The organism is Nocardia nova (genome assembly GCF_002933465.1).
Lineage (GTDB): Bacteria > Actinomycetota > Actinomycetes > Mycobacteriales > Mycobacteriaceae > Nocardia > Nocardia nova_B.
Map to the genome: position 1 here is coordinate 129,257 of NZ_PSZE01000016.1, position 16,517 is coordinate 145,773.

At 69.3% G+C, this 16,517-nt stretch carries 14 protein-coding genes; 5 read left to right on the top strand and 9 right to left on the bottom strand.

Annotated features, from left to right (window positions below; all coding sequences use genetic code 11):
* Positions 1-36: 36 nt before the first annotated feature.
* The 6 genes from C5E41_RS19925 to C5E41_RS19955 all read right to left on the bottom strand — a co-directional run bounded on the left by C5E41_RS19925 (position 37) and on the right by C5E41_RS19955 (position 10,352).
* Complete coding sequence (locus C5E41_RS19925) at positions 37-1,473, bottom strand: FAD-binding oxidoreductase (protein WP_104377307.1); 1,437 nt, start codon at positions 1,471-1,473, stop codon at positions 37-39.
* Positions 1,474-1,535: 62 nt separating this feature from the next.
* On the bottom strand, positions 1,536-4,421 hold the full coding sequence (locus C5E41_RS19930; protein WP_258081095.1) for a BTAD domain-containing putative transcriptional regulator: 2,886 nt from the start codon (positions 4,419-4,421) through the stop codon (positions 1,536-1,538).
* 479 nt (positions 4,422-4,900) lie between these two features.
* Positions 4,901-5,659 (bottom strand): Mut7-C RNAse domain-containing protein, encoded by a 759-nt coding sequence (locus C5E41_RS19940; RefSeq protein ID WP_104377309.1) that lies wholly within the window; start codon positions 5,657-5,659, stop codon positions 4,901-4,903.
* 95 nt (positions 5,660-5,754) lie between these two features.
* The gene (locus tag C5E41_RS19945; RefSeq protein ID WP_258081096.1) at positions 5,755-9,027 is read right to left on the bottom strand and encodes an arabinosyltransferase domain-containing protein; all 3,273 of its coding nucleotides are present in this window, start codon (positions 9,025-9,027) and stop codon (positions 5,755-5,757) included.
* Between the two features lie 140 nt (positions 9,028-9,167).
* Entirely contained in the window at positions 9,168-9,497 is a 330-nt protein-coding gene (locus tag C5E41_RS19950) for a hypothetical protein (protein ID WP_104377310.1), read from the bottom strand.
* A 201-nt stretch (positions 9,498-9,698) separates the two neighbouring features.
* Entirely contained in the window at positions 9,699-10,352 is a 654-nt protein-coding gene (locus C5E41_RS19955; protein ID WP_104377311.1) for a TetR/AcrR family transcriptional regulator, read from the bottom strand.
* Positions 10,353-10,506: 154 nt separating this feature from the next.
* Here C5E41_RS19955 and C5E41_RS36245 point away from each other — a divergent pair, with 154 nt between their 5' ends.
* The 3 genes from C5E41_RS36245 to C5E41_RS33985 are packed head-to-tail and all read left to right on the top strand — an operon-like array spanning position 10,507 to position 11,772.
* Positions 10,507-10,893 carry a hypothetical protein gene (locus C5E41_RS36245; protein WP_439956542.1) on the top strand — a complete coding sequence of 129 codons (387 nt, stop codon included), beginning with the start codon at positions 10,507-10,509 and terminating at the stop codon, positions 10,891-10,893.
* A 9-nt stretch (positions 10,894-10,902) separates the two neighbouring features.
* The gene (locus C5E41_RS19965; protein WP_104377312.1) at positions 10,903-11,622 is read left to right on the top strand and encodes a 3'(2'),5'-bisphosphate nucleotidase CysQ; all 720 of its coding nucleotides are present in this window, start codon (positions 10,903-10,905) and stop codon (positions 11,620-11,622) included.
* On the top strand, positions 11,623-11,772 hold the full coding sequence (locus tag C5E41_RS33985; RefSeq protein WP_181063326.1) for a hypothetical protein: 150 nt from the start codon (positions 11,623-11,625) through the stop codon (positions 11,770-11,772). It begins immediately after the preceding gene.
* A gap of 60 nt (positions 11,773-11,832) precedes the next feature.
* Here C5E41_RS33985 and bfr read toward each other — a convergent pair whose 3' ends face one another.
* From bfr to C5E41_RS19980, 3 genes are all read right to left on the bottom strand, one after another.
* Positions 11,833-12,315, bottom strand: a complete 483-nt coding sequence (bfr, locus tag C5E41_RS19970; RefSeq protein WP_104377313.1) for a bacterioferritin — start codon at positions 12,313-12,315, stop codon at positions 11,833-11,835.
* A 58-nt stretch (positions 12,316-12,373) separates the two neighbouring features.
* The gene (locus tag C5E41_RS19975; RefSeq protein WP_104377314.1) at positions 12,374-12,565 is read right to left on the bottom strand and encodes a (2Fe-2S)-binding protein; all 192 of its coding nucleotides are present in this window, start codon (positions 12,563-12,565) and stop codon (positions 12,374-12,376) included.
* Between the two features lie 158 nt (positions 12,566-12,723).
* On the bottom strand, positions 12,724-13,719 hold the full coding sequence (locus tag C5E41_RS19980; protein ID WP_258081097.1) for a GlxA family transcriptional regulator: 996 nt from the start codon (positions 13,717-13,719) through the stop codon (positions 12,724-12,726).
* Positions 13,720-13,824: 105 nt separating this feature from the next.
* Between C5E41_RS19980 and C5E41_RS19985 the strand changes: the two genes are divergently transcribed.
* Positions 13,825-15,138 (top strand): MFS transporter, encoded by a 1,314-nt coding sequence (locus tag C5E41_RS19985; RefSeq protein ID WP_439956368.1) that lies wholly within the window; start codon positions 13,825-13,827, stop codon positions 15,136-15,138.
* Between the two features lie 45 nt (positions 15,139-15,183).
* On the top strand, positions 15,184-16,517 hold a 1,334-nt coding region (locus C5E41_RS19990), incomplete at its 3' end, for a serine hydrolase domain-containing protein (protein ID WP_258081099.1).

Consider the following 16,517-nt stretch of genomic DNA (forward strand, 5'->3'; position numbering starts at 1 on the left):
GGCAGGTCTTTCCGGGTGCCGGGTCGCCGCCGGAGGTCAGCGGCCGGGGATGGTCCAGCGGGCGGCCGGGTCGAACACGCCGGTCGGGTCGTAGCGGCGGCGCGCCTCGACCAGTCGCTCGCGCTGGCCCGCGGTCCAGGCCGCCATGGTTTCGGCGGCGCTCCGATTGTGCGGATCGCGGGTGAAGTTCGGTGTGGCAGCGCCGAGACTCCACGCGGACACAGCATCGATCACGGTATCCAGTGCCGCGGGGACCGCCGCCGCGATCGGCGGTGCCAGCACGCCGACCGCGAGGACGTTGAAAGCGGCCTGCCTGCCCGCGACCGTCGTGGGCGACAGCGACTCTCGCGCGAGTGCGCCACCGAGGGCACGGATCTCGGTCATGGTGATCGGCAATCCGCGCGCGGGACCGGCGGCCTCCAGCAGCGCGTCGACGGCCGCGTCCGGCAGTTCGCGCAGCAGGGTGGACCGATCGGCAGCCGGCATGGGATCGACCGGGTCGTTGTGGATGGACGCGAGGGCCGCATACGGCATCTCGGCGATCGTGTCCAGCAGCGGTGATGCCAGCGACCGCAGCGGCTCCAGCAGCGCGGCACCCTCGGTAGCGTCGCCGACATGGGCATAGCGCACGTGCAGCACCGTCGCACCGCGCAGCGGCTCCGGAATCTCGGGCAGCGGCGGCAGATTCAGGACAGCCACCGAACTGGTCACGGCCTCCGGCACGGTCGCCACCCAATTCCGCCAGGCTCGCAGCACCGTCGCCGCGTCGTCCATTCGATAGGTGAGGCCGCCGGCGTAGAGGCTGCGAATCGGGAACAGCCGGAAGGTCATCTGCGTGACGATTCCGAAGGCCGCGCCGCCGCCGAGCAGCGCCCGGAACAGGTCGGGCTCGGTATCGGGCGTGACGCGGCGCAGCGTCGCATCGGCGGTCACCACCTCCATGGCGGTCACATGGTCGGCGGCGAAACCGTAGGTGCGCGCGATCGGACCCAGACCGCCGCCGAGGGTGTAGCCGACCACACCCACACTGGTCGAGGACCCCGCCAGCGGGGCGAGTCCGAACGGGGCGGCCGCATCCAGGACCTCCTGCCAGCGCACACCCGCGCCGACCGTCGCGGTGCGCCCCTCCGGATCTATCGCTATCGCGTCCAGGAGCGCGGTGTCGATCAGGATGCTGTGCGGCGGCGTGGGGCTGGCCCCGTGCCCGGTGGCCTGCACCGCGACCCGATAACCGGCAGCGTTCGCGACACTCACTGCGGCCGCGACATCGGCAGCGCTGCCGGCGACCACGACGGCCGCCGCCCGGTGCTCGGTCGCGACATTGAATCCGCCTGCCGACAAGCGGTATCCGTCCTCGCCGGGGGTGTGGACCCGACCGGCGACCGCCGCGCGCAGGCGCTCGGCGAGGTCGACGCCGGCCAGTGGTTGCCGCCCGGTTCCGGTCGGCGCGGGCGGATCGAAGACGCTGGACATGTGACTCCTGAAGTCGCTGATGTTGAACGTCTTCAGCAGACCGCGCCACGCTTAGCGCGAACTTAGCTCCCGCTCAGCGTCCTCGCCGGCTCAGCGCCCACCGCGCGCACCAGTGCGTTCACCTCGGTGCGTGTCATGGCCGCGCCGGCCGCCAGTCCTGCGTCGAAATCCCGCTCGGACAGCGCCGTCCGGACCGCGGCGGCCTCGCGGGGCGCATCCATCGGATCCATTGCCTCCGGCAGGAATCCGATCCGCCCGCCGAGGGCCCCCACGGCCCCCAGCAGGCGGGCACCGTCGTCGGCACGGCCACTGCGCGCGGCGATCGCGGCGGCCAGATGCACCATCACCAGCCACGAGGTGACGTCGCCGTCCGACTCCAGCGCGGTCTGCATGGTGCGCAATGCCGTGCGAGCATCGGTCACGTCTCCGGTGTCCATCGCGCATCGAGCCAGCGTCCACGACGCGGAGGCAATCGGCCAGCGGTGCCCACACCGTTCCGCGACCGATACCGCCTCACGCAGCGCATCCCGTGCCGCGTCGAGGCGGTTCACGAAACGCAGGATCATGCCCTCGATCATGAGCGCCTCGGCCAGCTGCCACGGGTGACCGGCCGCACTCACCTCGGCGACGGCGGCACGGGCCGCGTCCGCCGTCGCGGGCGATGCCGCAACCACGGCGTGCATGTAGGTAGTCCACGTCCGCATCCATGCGGCGGTGGACTGATCGCCCGCATCCGTTGCCACCCGGGCCGCTCGCTCGGTCGATTCCGCGCCCCGGACCGGATTGCCGGACAGGTAGTACAGTCCGCCGAGACCTGCCAGCGCGGCCGCCAGCGTCGCCGCGTCGACCCCGTGTCCCGGAGGCCCGCTCGCGGCGAGGGCGCCCGTGATCGCCTCGATGCCCTCCTCGATGAATCCGCGCCGGTACCAGAACCAGTAGAGAGCTGCCGCCAGCCGCACCACGCAGCCCGGATCGCCGTCGGCGAATGCGGAGGCGATCGCGCTGCGGTGCTCGGCGACATCGGCGCCGAGCGCATCGAGCATCTGTGCCGACCGCGCGTCGCGCAGGTGGGTGGCCGCGAGCTGCGATCGCTCCAGCACACAGCGTCGGTGCGCCGCCCGCACCCGGACCAGCTCGTCGGCTTCGCAACGGGCGAGCGCGAATTCGCGGATGGACTGCAACATCCGGTACCGGCGCGGCGATGACGCCGGCTGCACTTGCAGCAGCGACCGACGGACGAGACCCGTCAGCGTCTCGAGAACCGCCAGCGGCGAGGGCGCCCCGCGCACGGCGGCTGCGGCGTCGATATCGAAACTACCGGCGAAGACGGCGATCTCACGCAGCAGCCGCGCTTCTCCCGGGTCGAGCATGCGATAGCTCCAGTCGATGGTGTCGGCCAGTCGGCGCTGGCGGGCCGGCGCGGTGCGCGCGCCGCCGGCCAGCAGTGTGAACCGGTCGGCCAGTCCGTCGGCGATCTGCTGTTCGGACAGGATCCGCAGTTGCGCGGCGGCCAGCTCCACCGCGAGCGGAATGCCGTCGAGGTCGGCGCAGATCTGTCGCACCGGTTCGCGCACTCGCTCGTCGAGCGTCCAGCCGTCGACCACACCCGCTGCCCGCGTGGCGAACAGTTCGACGGCGTCGGCCTCGTCCAGCGGCAGGACCTCGACGACGCGTTCGCCGTCGACCGCCAGCGCCTCCCTGCTCGTGGCCAGGATCCGGATGTGCGGGCAGCGGCTCAACAGAACGCTCGCGACGGCGGCGACCCCGTCGAGCAGATGTTCGCAATTGTCCAGCAACAGTGTGCATTCCCGCGCGGCGAGGACGGTCGCGAGCCGCTCCGGCGATGCCGCACCGCGAACCTGCACGGCCGCGGCCACGGTGGCAGCGACGAGTTCGTCGGATTCGACCGGTGCCAGATCGACCCACCACGGCCCGTCGCCGGCCGGTAGCCGCCGGCAGGTTTCGAGGGCCAGCCGGGTCTTGCCGACGCCGCCGGTGCCGACGAGCGTCACCAGCCGGTGGGTGCGCACGGCCCGGCCGATATCGTCGAGTTCGCCGCTGCGGCCGATCAAGTTGGTGCGCGGAACCGGCATCAGTGGAGCCGACGCGACCGCGCCTTGGGCGGCCGTCGTATGCCTCGCGGAGCCGGAGAGCAGATCCTCGTCGTGACGCAGGATCGCAGTCTCCAGCTCACGCAACTGGACACCGGGCTCGATGCCGAGTTCGGTGTCGAGCAGGCGGCGGATATCCCGCAGGGCGGCAAGGGCGTCGGACTGCCGGCCCACCCGGTAACGGGCCAGCGCCAGCAGCTCCCATACCCGCTCATCGAGCGGATGCGCCGACACCAGGTTCTCGGCCTCGGCCAGCGCGGCGTCGGCGCGACCGGCGTCGAGTCGCAACTGCACCAGCGCCTTACGGGCGAGCAGTTCCAGCGTGGTCAACCTGGCGATCTCGGGACGCACGAATTCCGCATCGGCCACATCCGCATACGGCGCACCCCGCCAATCCGCCAGCGCTGTCTCGTAGGACCTCAGTCCTGCATCGAGATCACCTGTGGCACAAGCAGTGTCGGCGGCAGCGACGTGTTGTGCGAATCGATGCGCGTCGATCCGGTCCGCGGGCAGAGCCAGCAGATAGCGGGTGCCGCAGCGGACGATTACGCCCCCGGCGCCGCGGCGGCGGTCGGGCTCGAGCCGGCTACGCAGCGTCGAGATTCCGAAATGCAGCGAATTCACCGATGGTTCCCTGGCGTCGTGCCACACCTGCTCGAGCAGTCGATCGGCGGACACCTCGTGCGGGAACGCGGTGATCAACGCCGCCAGCAGTGTCCGCTGCCGCAAGCCGCCGAGATCGACCGGCCGACCGCCGCCGGTGGCCGCCAGCCCACCCAGTACCCGCAGCCGCAGTCGCGCACCGCTCGAATCGTCCTTATCCGGGGGATCACCCACGAGTCACCTCACTACAGCTCTCGCCCGGCAATCTAACCCGGCACCGTCCGATGACAGCCCGGCAGGGAACATTCCGAGGCATGCCGAGCGCCGACGGTCACTTGTGATCGATGCGGCGCCGGGCGGAGAATAGGGCAGTGGTAGTCCCGACTCTTGCGAAAGAACTGCGATGTCTCGAAGGATTGGCCTTGCCGTCGCGACGGCTGTCACTACATTGACCTTGGGGGCCGCTGCCCCCGCGATCGCTTCGGCCGCGGCCCCAGCGGCCGACACGCCGGGGGCCAGCGACACAGCCCAAGCGACGCAGATTCAGTGGCTCTCCGTTTGCCTCAACCTTCCGGTGGGGTCGGCGAGCGTCAGCTTCTGCATCTAGCGCGAGAAGTGTGCCCGGCACCGGCCGCGCCGGTGCCGGTGAAAACCTGTCGCCGTTCTGGTGGAGGAATTGCGTCGCGATCTACTCCCGGGGTCCGGTGGTATCCCTATGGATCCGGTCCGACCGCGGCTCGAATTCTGGTGACGAGGTCGTCGAGCCGCCGCTGGTGCGAACCCTCCCAGTAGATCCGGCGGCATTCCCGGCATTGTCTGAAGGTGTCGTAGTACTTGCGTGTGAGTGGCTCGAGCTGGTCGGTGATGTCCTGTTCGGCCACCTCGGTCAGGAGGCCCCCACAGGGCAGGCAGCGGCTGAACAGCATCAGCCGATCGGTCAGATCGAGCCGGCGGATCACCTCGACGAGCTGATCGAAGGGCCGGTTCGAACGCACGAATACCCCGTGGGTCACGGTGCGTCGCTTCAGGAGTCCGCGGTCGCGGGTGAGGATGATCCGGTGTTGCTCCGCGGCGGACTTTGCCAGCGCGGCATCGTCGGTATCCGGTGGGCTCCGGGCGTCGAGGCCCATCAACCGCATGAGCCGGGCGAGCCCACCGAGATTGACGTCCACGATGAAACGCGGATCGCGCAGCGGGCGGGGACGGACCCGTGTCGCCGGCCCGATGTCGAGGGTTTCGAAGACCGGGTAGGCGGCGAGCCGATCTCCCGGCCGCGGGTGGTGGCCGAAGTCGACGGATTCACCGTTCACCAGCATGAGGTCGACCTCGGTATGCGGGATGCCCGCGGCCTCGACGATGTCTTTCACGGTCTGATGCGGACGGATCGGCCGCCGCTGGGCGGCGTACCGTGCGCCCGGGGGCACGAAGTCGTTCAGCTCGGCATACACTCGCAGGTCGACACTTGCGGTCATGACACCATTGTCGCCCCGCTCCGGGGCGCGACGCGATGTGCGGCGGCCGTGCGAAACGCGCGAAGCCCGATCGCGGCGCGGCTGCGCCGAAGCGGTTACCAGGTGTAGATATGGCCGGGTGACCACATACCGCTGTGGGTCTCCTGGATGACCGTCGGGGTCGCCGGGACGGCTGAGGGGTCGATCGGGGTGAGGCGTTGCAGTTCGCCCCAATCCTGGTCCCAGTCGTAGGCGAGATAGGTGGCCAGGGTTTGCGAGCGCAGCAATTGCTGACTCCAGCCCAGGGGGCCGCCGCCGGCGTGGCTTTCCCACATCGTGGTGTCGGCGGCGCCCAGGCGGTTGGGCAGGACGCGCCAGCCCGGCACCTGGGCGATGCCGTCCTTGTGGTCGAAGGGGCGCTGGCAGGGGAACTGCAGGCCCACGGCCCAGTCCAGGAGTACCGGCTGCTTCGAGCCGACCAGATCGTTCAGGGTGTGCGTCTTCGGTATGCGCGGAGGAGTCAGCGCCACCCAGCGCTGCGGATCGAGGTTGTGATCCTTGGCCACGATGCGGATCACGTTGGCCGCCGCGGGAATTCGGTCCAGGGGGACCCGCAGGTTCCGCCACGACGGCGCCGGGCCGATATCGATCGGGGTCACCCGTCCGAGGGCGTGTGCGCTCGTCGCGGAGTCGGTGCTGCCGTATTCGATCTCCACCGGTTCACCGCCGACGTATCCGTTGTCCGGACCCACCGCCTGGATGCGCCCCGCCGCGGCGATCGAGACGATGTCGCTACGGTCGTGCTGGGCGGGCAGACGGTACCAGCCGGTGACGAGATCGGCGGGCTGCTCCTCGCCGTAGGTGCCGAGCTCCGGTGTGGTCGCCGCGTCGAGACCGTAAGGCAGTGGGGCGCCGCCGGTCTGGGTGGCCGCCTCGCCGGTGCCGGGTTTGTCGCCGAAGGATTTGGCGATGCTGCTCGTCTCCTCCTTCTCGTCGGGTGACATCACGTCACCGACGCCGTTCGGCACGAATCCGCGAGCGCCGCTGGTGAAGGTGGAGAATCGGTCGCCGACGAGTGGCTGCATCATCGAGGCGTTGGGGTCGGTTTCGACCAGGACCTTGTTCGCCAGTCCGCACGGATTGCCCACTACCGCATGGATATTCGAGGATGCCAGCGAGAATCCCGGGTATTGCGTCACCGCGCCCGCGGTGAACGAGAATACCTCGAACACCACCAGAATCGCCGCGGCCGCCATCAACGGCGGGAACTTCGCCAGGCGCCAGGCGCGCGGGGAAACCCGATGTGGGGTACCGGGTTTCGGCGCTCGCACATGCCACCAGATCGCCAGCAGCAGGCACAGCGCGGCGATGATCAGGAATATCCGGCTGAACCCGACGCCGAGCACCGCGGGTGGCTCGTTCCACCACGGGACACCGAAACTCGAGACCCACCACCACTGGTTGACACTGGTGAAGATCTGCGCCATCGCCAGCGCCACCACCGCCGCGAACAGGGCGCGATTGCGCGGCGAGCGCATCACCCGGGGCCCCACCGCGACCGCGGTGAGTACCGCCACCGATCCGGCCAGGCCGGCGTACACACCGTTGTGGTGGGTGAATTTCGTCGGGCAGGTCGCCATCAGCACCATGGCCCCGAATGTCACGCCGAGCAGCCGCCGCGCCGGTCCGGGGGCGGTGAACGGAATGCGGCCGCCCTTGCGCAGCAGGACGAAGACGCAGGCCAGCAGGCTCAGCCACATCGCGACCATGCCGAAGCGGCGGGCGATGGAGCCGTCGGCCGACGGCATGAACAGCCACTGGTAGTTCAGGTAGTCGTTGTACCAGGGGTCCGAGGGACCGACGATGTTGTGCACGCGCTGCATCTCGAACATCGCCGAGAGCGGTTCGACGGCGAAGGCGAAGGCCAGCACCAGCATTCCGGCCGCGGCCAGCGGTGCCAGCAACGCCCCGTACGCCCGGATCCACGCGCCGGCCGGCACCGGGGTTCCGTACTGCGCACCGGCGAGTTCGCGTGCCCTCGGGACACCGAATCCGACGGCCGAACGCAGTCCCGCCAGCAGCGGCGCCAGGCAGATGATGCCCGAGGGCGCGGCGGTGAAACTGAACGCGGCGACCAGGATCGCGAGGGCATACGGCAGCAGCCGGTGCGTCGCGATGGCGCGCTCCACGAGGCACCAGGTGAGCAGCACGCAGACGGCGACCACCGGCTCGGGCCGCAGCCCGTTGTTGTAGGGCAGCCACACGGCCAGGAATGCCAGCGCGCCCGTCCACACCGCCACCTTGTCGTGGCGCACGGCTACACCGAGTCTCGGGATCACCTCCCGGCTCAGCGCCAGCCAGGTGACCACGGCCGCCAGCAGCGTCGGCAGTCGCATCCACGGACTCGCGACGCTGATCTCCGACATGTGCGCGATGATGTCGTACGGCGGCGTGCCGACCGGATTCTCCGGGACGCCGAAGAACCGGAAGTAGTTGGCCATATAACCGGACACCAGCGAGGTGCGTGCCATCCCGAATTGGTAGCCGTCGTCGGAGGTGGTGGCACCGATGAAATGCCACAGCAGCAGCGTGGCGAAGACGACGACGTCCACACCGGTGAACCTCCACCACCGCTGCGGCAGCAGCCGCCGGAAACGCCGGCCGTCGGTGCGGTCCAGCTGGTACAGCGCCAGCAGCGCCACCAGCGTGAAGACGACGGCCAGTACTTCGGCCGCGCGCTTGAGGAAGGTCGGCGTCACCGAGAACCGGCTGTCGACCTGCGCGACGACCTTGGCGCCGTCCGCCTTGGGGAGGTCGCTGAAGATGCCGACCACTTGTGGCCGCCAGTCACCCGGCGGCAAGGTGGCGCCTTCGATATCGGTTCCGGTGATACCGACCTTGGTCGAGGACGTATCGGAGTGCACGGTCAAGGTGCCGTCGGCGACCGCATCGACCGGCACATTCAGCAGCGATTGATTGCGCAACACGACCTCGAGTTGCGCGGGTTTTCCGTCCTGCACCGGTCGCACGCGCGCGACGAACCCGTATTTCTCCAGTTGCGGCGCACCGGCCGGCAGCGTCGATGCCAGCACGCCGCCGTGTGCGCTCAGTTGCGCCATCGACCGCCCGGGGATCGTGGCATCGAAGGTCAGCGGGGCGTAGGTGACCAGTGGTGCGTCGACACTGCGAGCCGAATCGGCCTGCGGCCACGACAGCGTGGTGTGGTCCACCTTCACCGGCAGCAGCGGCACCGCGACGGCGCACAACGCGCCCAGCAACCCGGCGAGGAAGGCGATCGGTCCGGCCCAGTCGCCGCGCTGTCTACCCGAGGTCCTGGGTGTCGAGCCTGCAGTAGGCGCACCGTCCGCCCTCACCATCGTGTCGACCACGGTCGCCGATGCTAGCGTGACGCTTCTGTTATCCGCGATTTCGTCTCTTGTTCTCAGTCTGCGCTCAGGATCGCGGGCTGAGCCGAGGTCGCGGCGCGCTGCCGGCGCCCGCCATCCGATGGTGAGCCGCCCGTGGCCGCTCACCACTCGGGATCACTGCGGTAGATCGTGCGGTACTCCCGGGCGACGCTGCGACGCCCGAGCAACCGCCAGGCCACGCGTGCCGCCGGCGGCATCTCCGCGAGGAGTTTGCGGCGCTGGGATTCGGACGCTGTCTGCATCAGGAAGCCGAGGAAGTTCAGTTGGCGGTTCCTGGGCATGTGCGCGCGGCCGCGTTCGCCGAGAGCCCGCCGCTCCGGGACGGTCATGACTTCCTCGACCACGGACAGGATCTCGCGCTCCTCCTGGGCCAGGTGCTCGTCCAGCGAGGCGGCGAGTGACCGCACCGTATCGGCGAGCCGATCGCGCACCGAAGCCGCGGCAGCCGTGCCGAATTCGTCCCCATCACGCCGCGCGCCGAATCAGCTCGGCGATGCGCTCGTGCTGTTCCTCCATGTATCGCGGTGCCTCGACCGGAACCGAGCGCGGGTCGAAACAAGCGAGAAGGTCGCTCCGCAGATCGGGCATGAATCCGAACGCAAGCGACCTTATCTAGTGAGAGAATGGAATTCTCAGTCTTGGGCAAAGCCGTGGGCGCAGAAGTTCCAGACCTCTTCGGCGGTAATGGGGTAGGTGGTCTCCTCGTCAGTGCCGCCGGTGGACTGTGCGGTGAACATCACCGTCTGCATGACCATCGCCGCGGTCCGGCGCGCGTTGAGATCCTTGCGCAGCCGGCCCTGGCCCTGGGCCTTCTCCATCAACTCCGTGACCAGGCTCAGCAGCGGCGTATGCGCCACCTTCACCTGGGCGGGGTGCGAAACCAGCAGCTGCGACGCGAAATCCGTGAACAACGGCCGCTGCGCGGTCGGGTCCGGGTGGCTCAGTTCGAACAGCAGCTCGATGGTCACCCGGAGCTGGTCGATCGGGTCGTTCTGCCCGTCGGCGGCCGCGCGCAGCTGGTCCGCGGTGCGGCTGAGCGCATCCTCGAACAGCGCCAGCAGCAGTTCGTGTTTACCGTCGAACTGCAGGTAGAAGCTGCGCAGCGATTGTTTGGAGCGGTCCACCACTTCCTGCACGGTGAAGTCGGTCGTGCCTTTTTCGGAGATGATCGCCTGCGCTGCGTCGAGGAAGCGCTGCACTCGCTGCTCGGCGCGCAATCTCGCGGTCCGGATCGAGCGCTCGACGGCGCGTTGCTTCCAGGCGGGCTCTTCGCTGGGTCTGCTCACGGTCGGCTCGGTCCTCGGTTATGTGTGCAGAACATGAATGCACTGTACCGGAGAATGTCATGTTCCCCAGCACCGAGAGTGCGTGTTCGGGAACGGCAGGAGAGGCTACCTTTCCGATGTAGAGAATGCTATTATCGCGTCGGTAGGCAGTCTAGTGACCGAATTGACGGGGGATGCGGCCGCCGTCGAGCTGGCAATCGTCCTCGAGGAACGGGGCCGGGCGAGCGATCCGACGCCGTATCTGGCGATGATGTCCCAATTCGCGTCGCTGGCACCGGAATTCGCGGATCCCGCACTGGTCGGTACGGCCGTGTACGACGGTGTGGACGCGGTCCTCGACGCCGCCGCCTCGCTGCTGTCGTTCGGCACCGAGGGAGCGGAAAACCCGCTGGGCGAGACAGGGGGCACGCCGCCACGACTGCGTCGGCTGGCACACTGCAAGGGCCCCGCCGATCACGCGGGGCAATGCGAGCGTCGGCCGAACGCCGGCGCGCCAGGGTGCGCCCGGTCGGCGTCGGTTCGCCGTCCGGCGGGAGAGTGAGAACCGAATATGGACGACCACGCGGTGGCCGCCGAGCTCGCCCGGGAAGCCGGCGAGCTCCTGCTCGAGATTCGTCACCAGGGCGGTGCGGTCGGCGACCGGCGCTCCAACGACCTGCTGCTGAAGCGGCTCGCGGAGCTGCGGCCCGAGGACGCGGTCCTGTCGGAGGAGAGCCCCGACGACCCGATTCGCCTGTCCCGCAGCCGCGTATGGATCGTCGACCCCCTCGACGGCACGCGCGAATACGGGCAGCCCCCGCGGCCGGATTGGGCCGTGCACGTTGCGCTGGCGGTGGACGGCCGTGCCGCGATCGGCGCCGTCGCGCTTCCGGTGCCCGGGTTGGTGCTGGAAACCGGTGCGCCGCCGGTACTCCCGCCCGCCCACGACGGCCCGCCGCGCATCGTCGTCTCCCGCAGCCGCCCACCCGCCTGCGTGCACCACCTCACCGCCGCGCTCGGCGCCGAAACCATCCCGATGGGCTCGGCCGGCGCCAAAGCCATGGCGGTCGTGCGCGGTGATGCCGACATCTACGCTCATTCCGGCGGCCAATACGAATGGGACTCCTGCGCACCCGTCGCGGTGGCCGCCGCCGCGGGCCTGCACACCTCCCGCCTGGACGGGTCACCGTTGATCTACAACCAGCCCGATCCCTACCTGCCGGATCTGCTCATCTGCCGACCCGAGTTGGCGGGCGAAGTCCTGAAAGCTCTGGCCGACTTCGGAATCTGAGTGGTGGCGGCCCGGCTCGGCGTCCCCGCCGAAGAGATTCGGGACCGGGCGAGCTGGTTGTGGTGGTGCCGAGGTAGGGCTGCCGCGCGCATCTACGCCGGAACCAGTGAGGTGATGAAGACGATCATCGCCAAATCACTGGCGCTGTAGGCGCGTTCGGTACACGCACACCCGGCCGCGATGCATCGGCGGCCGGGTGCTGTGATGGCGTCAGTCCCCGTCGGGGGTATCGGTGTAGCGCTGCAGATAGAGCTGTTCGCCCAGCGTGCCCAGCAGTTCGAGCTCGGTTTCGAGGTAGTCGACGTGACTCTCCTCGTCCTCGAGGATCGACTCGAAGATACGGGCGGAGGTGACGTCGCCGCGCGAGCGCATCAGCTCGATGCCGCCGCGCAGCCGGGTCACGGCCTCCATCTCGATCTCCAGGTCGGCCCGCAGCTGTTCCGGGACGGTCTGGCCGATCCGCAGCGGGTTGAGCTTCTGGTAGTTCGGCAGGCCTTCGAGGAACAGGATCCGATCGGTGAGGACTTCGGCGTGCTTCATCTCATCGAACGATTCGTGGCGCGTGTGCTTGGCCAGCTTGGGGTAGCCCCAGTTCTCCTGCATCTTGGCGTGCAGGAAGTACTGATTGATCGCCGTGAGTTCGGCCGTCAACTGCTCGTTGAGCAGCGCGATGATTTCCTTGTCGCCTTCCATGATGTGTGATCGTGGCACAGATCGCAGATCAGCGGAATGAGCGGGGTGCGTGTCGGTGTCAGGCAGCGGTCGACTCGGCCGGTGCGTCGATGCGCGCCCGGCCTATCGCCTCGGCCAATCGGGCGGTGCACGAGCCGCAACCCGGCTTCCAGCCACAAGCCTTCTTGACTTGTCTGGTCGAGCAGGCGCCGGCGGCGACACAGGTGTGCACGTCTGCTTCGGAGACGGCATTGCAGATGCAGATGTACACGATCGGCCTCGGATGCTCTGAACGACAATTGCGGGGTCGCTTCGGGAGGTAAGCCTCGCCTAAACAGGTAACCCTTGCCTAAGGTAGCATCCGGGTAGCGGGGGTTGTCAATGGGTCGGCGCGTGCGTCGCGGACATGCTTCCGGCCGGGACCAGTGCTCACTGCGCGACCGGCTGCTCTCGCTGCGCTCCCGGCTGCCGGAAGGTCCTGCGATAGGCGATCGGCGCGACGCCGAGCTGAGTGCGCAGGTGGTGGCGCAGCGAGGCGGCGGTGCCCATACCGGCGGCCCGCGCCACCTCGTCGACGGTGAGTGCCGTGGTTTCCAGGAGATGGCGCGCATGGCGCATCCGCTGGTGCAGGATCCAGGCGCCGGGTGCCGTGCCGGTCTCGGCCTTGAAGCGGCGGGTGAACGTACGCACGCTCATCCGGGCGTGTGCGGCGAGGGTGGTGAGATCCAGATCGTCGCTCAGTCGCGCGAGCGCCCACGCCCGGGTCGCGGCGGTGCTTTCCGCGCCCGGATCGGGGACCTGCTGTTCGATGAACTGAGACTGACCGCCTTCACGCCACGGCGGCACGACGCAATGGCGGGCGGCCCGGTTCGCGGCCGCGCTGCCGTGGTCGGAGCGCACCAGATGCAGGCACAGATCCACCCCGGCCGCCAAACCCGCTGCGGTGCAGACATTTCCGTCCTCGACGAACAGCAGATCCTCGTCGAGCAGCACGGCGGGAAACAGGGTGCGAAAGTCCGCCGCGTATTTCCAGTGGGTGGTGGCGCGGCGGCCGTCGAGGATGCCCGCCGCGCCCAGCACGAACGCGCCGGTGCAGATCGAGACGATGCGCGCCTCGGGCCGGATCGACGCCAGCGCGGCCGTCACCGCGGGCGGCAGGACGCCATCGCGGCGCGGGCCCGGCATGGTCGTGCCCGGCACGATCACGGTGTCGGCGCGGGCCAGCAGGTCGGCGCCGTACTCCGGCGTGACGGCGTAGCCGTTGGTGGATGGGATCGGGGACCGGTCCAGCCCGCAGATCCGCACGTCGTAGAGCGAGGTGCCGTCGTCGTCGGTGGCCGCGCCCAGGACGGTCGGCGGAATCGTCATATCGAAGCCGACGATGGGCGCCAAGGCCAGGACTGCCACCAGATGCGGATCGGGCACGGGCGTCTCCTCACGGCTCCAGGTATGGCTGAATCTTTACGTATTATGGCATTCAGGCCACTCGTCGGCGACCGCCAGATTCGGCACGCTCACACGGTGACCGAAATTCGCTTCACCGACCACATCTCTTCGCCGCCGCCGGAGCCGCCTACGCCCCGATTCGCGCGTCGTCCGCATCCCGCGTGGTTTGTCGCCGCCGTGGGTTTCGTCGCGCTGCTGGGCGCGGCCGCGTTCCGCTCGGTGCCCAGCGTGCTGATGGATCCGCTGCACGCGGAATTCGGTTGGTCGCACGGCACCATCGGCGCCGCAGTATCGGTGAATATGCTGCTGTACGGGTTGATTTCGCCGTTCGCGGCCGCGCTGATGGACCGGTTCGGCATTCGGCTGGTGGTGGCGTGTGCGTTGCTCCTCGTCGCAGCGGGCAGCGGGCTCACGGTCTTCATGACCCAGCCGTGGCAGTTGATGGCGACGTGGGGGCTGCTGGTCGGCGTCGGCGTGGGATCGATGTCGATGCCGTTCGTGGCCACCATCACCGGACGCTGGTTCGTCCGGCACCGCGGGCTGGTCACCGGGGTGCTCACCGCGGCCGGCGCCACCGGGCAGTTGGTGTTCCTGCCTCTCGTCTCGATGCTGGCCCGCGACCACGGCTGGCGGGCCCCGGCGCTGGTCGTCGCCGCGACCGCCCTGGCCGTGGTGCCGCTGGTGGTGCTGTTCATCCGCGACTTCCCCAGCGATATCGGGCGCACCGCCTACGGGGCCGGCCCCGGCAGCGACGCGGGCCTGCGCACCGCGGCGGCCGGCGGGGCCGCGCGGGCGCTGACCGTCTTGGCAGCGATCGTGCGCCGGCCCGTATTCTGGCTGTTGGCAGGGGGTTTCGCGATCTGCGGCGCCTCGACCAACGGATTGATCGGCACCCATTTCGTCAGTGCCGCGCACGATCACGGCATGCCGCCCACCACCGCGGCCGGGCTGTTGGCCACCGTCGGCATCTTCGACGTCGCGGGAACGATTGCCTCGGGCTGGCTCACCGACCGCATCGGCTCGCGGTACCTGCTGGCGATGTACTACGCGCTGCGCGGCCTGTCGCTGCTGATTCTGCCGATGCTGTTCGCTCCCGATGTGCGGCCGAGCATGTGGGTGTTCGTCATCTTCTACGGTCTGGACTGGATCGCGACTGTGCCGCCGACGGTCGCGCTGTGCCGCGAACGCTTCGGCGCCGACGGGCCGATCGCCTTCGGCTGGGTGTTCGCGTCCCATCAGGTCGGCGCCGCGATCGCCGCTTCCGGGGCCGGCGTCATCCGGGACGTACAGGGCAGCTACCAGCCGGCCTGGGTCATCGCCGGAGGTCTGTGCGCGGTGGCGGCGTTGATGTCGCTGAGCATTCGCCAACCGCGTCCGCGAGAGGCACTGGCGCAGTAGAGTTCCAATCCCGGCTCCACCGTTCCCGATGAGGGAGGTCGTGCAGTGCCCGTGGTTTCCGTGCCTATCCGGCCCCGGCTGATTGCCGGGGCGCTGACCGGCGTCGCAGTTCTGTTCGTCGCCTGCGGGTGCGGATCGTCGTCGAAACCCGCGCCCGCGAGCAGCTCGTCCGCCCCGGCGACCACCTCCCCGGCCCCCGCCGTGCGTCCGGTCGACGAGCCCACGCTGCGCGGCATCGTCGAGTCGGTGGCGCGTCCGGCGTCGGTGCCCGGAGTCGTGGCGTTCGTCCGCACCGCCGCCGGTGACGTCGGCACCTCCTACGGCACCCGCACCTTCGGCGGCGGCCCGGCGGTCACCGCGGCCGACCACGTGCGCATCGGATCGCTCACCAAGACCTGGACCGGCACGGTGATCCTGCAACAGGTGCAGGAACACAAACTGGCCCTCGACGATCCGGTCTCGAAGTATCGGACCGATGTGCCCGGCGGCGCGGCGATCACCATCGCCCAGCTGCTCGATATGCGCAGCGGCCTCTACAACTACAGCGAGACCCGGGAACTCGCCGAGGCCATGGACGCCGATCCGGGCCGGGTGTGGCAGCCCGACGAGCTGCTCGCCATGGCATACGCGCACCCGCCGTATTTCCCACCGGGACAGGGCTATCACTACTCGAATACCAACACGATCCTGCTCGGGCTGATCGCCGAGCAGCTGGACGGCAAACCGCTCGAGCAGATCATGCGGGATCGGCTCTTCGGGCCGCTCGGGCTGACCCAGAGCTCGTTCCCGGCGCGCACGTCGGCGGCCCTACCCGACCCGCATCCGCAGGGCTACATGTACGGCACCAACGTCTTGACCATGGGATCCCCACCGGCGCTGCCGCCGGAGATGCAGGCCGAGGCCAAGGCGGGCCGGCTGCTGCCCGGAGATCGGACGGCGGACAATCCGTCGTGGGGCTGGGCGGCGGGTGCCGGCATCTCCACGGTGGGAGATCTGGCCACCTGGGCCGAGGCGCTCACCGAAGGCAAGGTCCTCGACCCCGACATGCAGAGCAAACGCATGGGTAGTCTGCAAGCGACCGATCCGGCCAACCCGCCGGAGGCGCCGCAATACGGTCTCGCCATCGCGAAATTCGGTGCGCTGTACGGGCATACAGGCGAACTTCCGGGCTTCAACACCTTCGCCGGATCGGATCCGGTGCACAAGGTGACCGTAGTGGTGTGGGCGAACCTCGAACCCACCGCCGCGGGAAGTGCGCCGGCGAGTGAGATCGCCAAGCAGATCATCGAGCATCTGTCCGGGTCGGGCGCACTGCCCGCCGGATCGGCGACCACCTCGCCCGGCACGACGGGCACGGCCACGGGAACCCCCGCCACGCC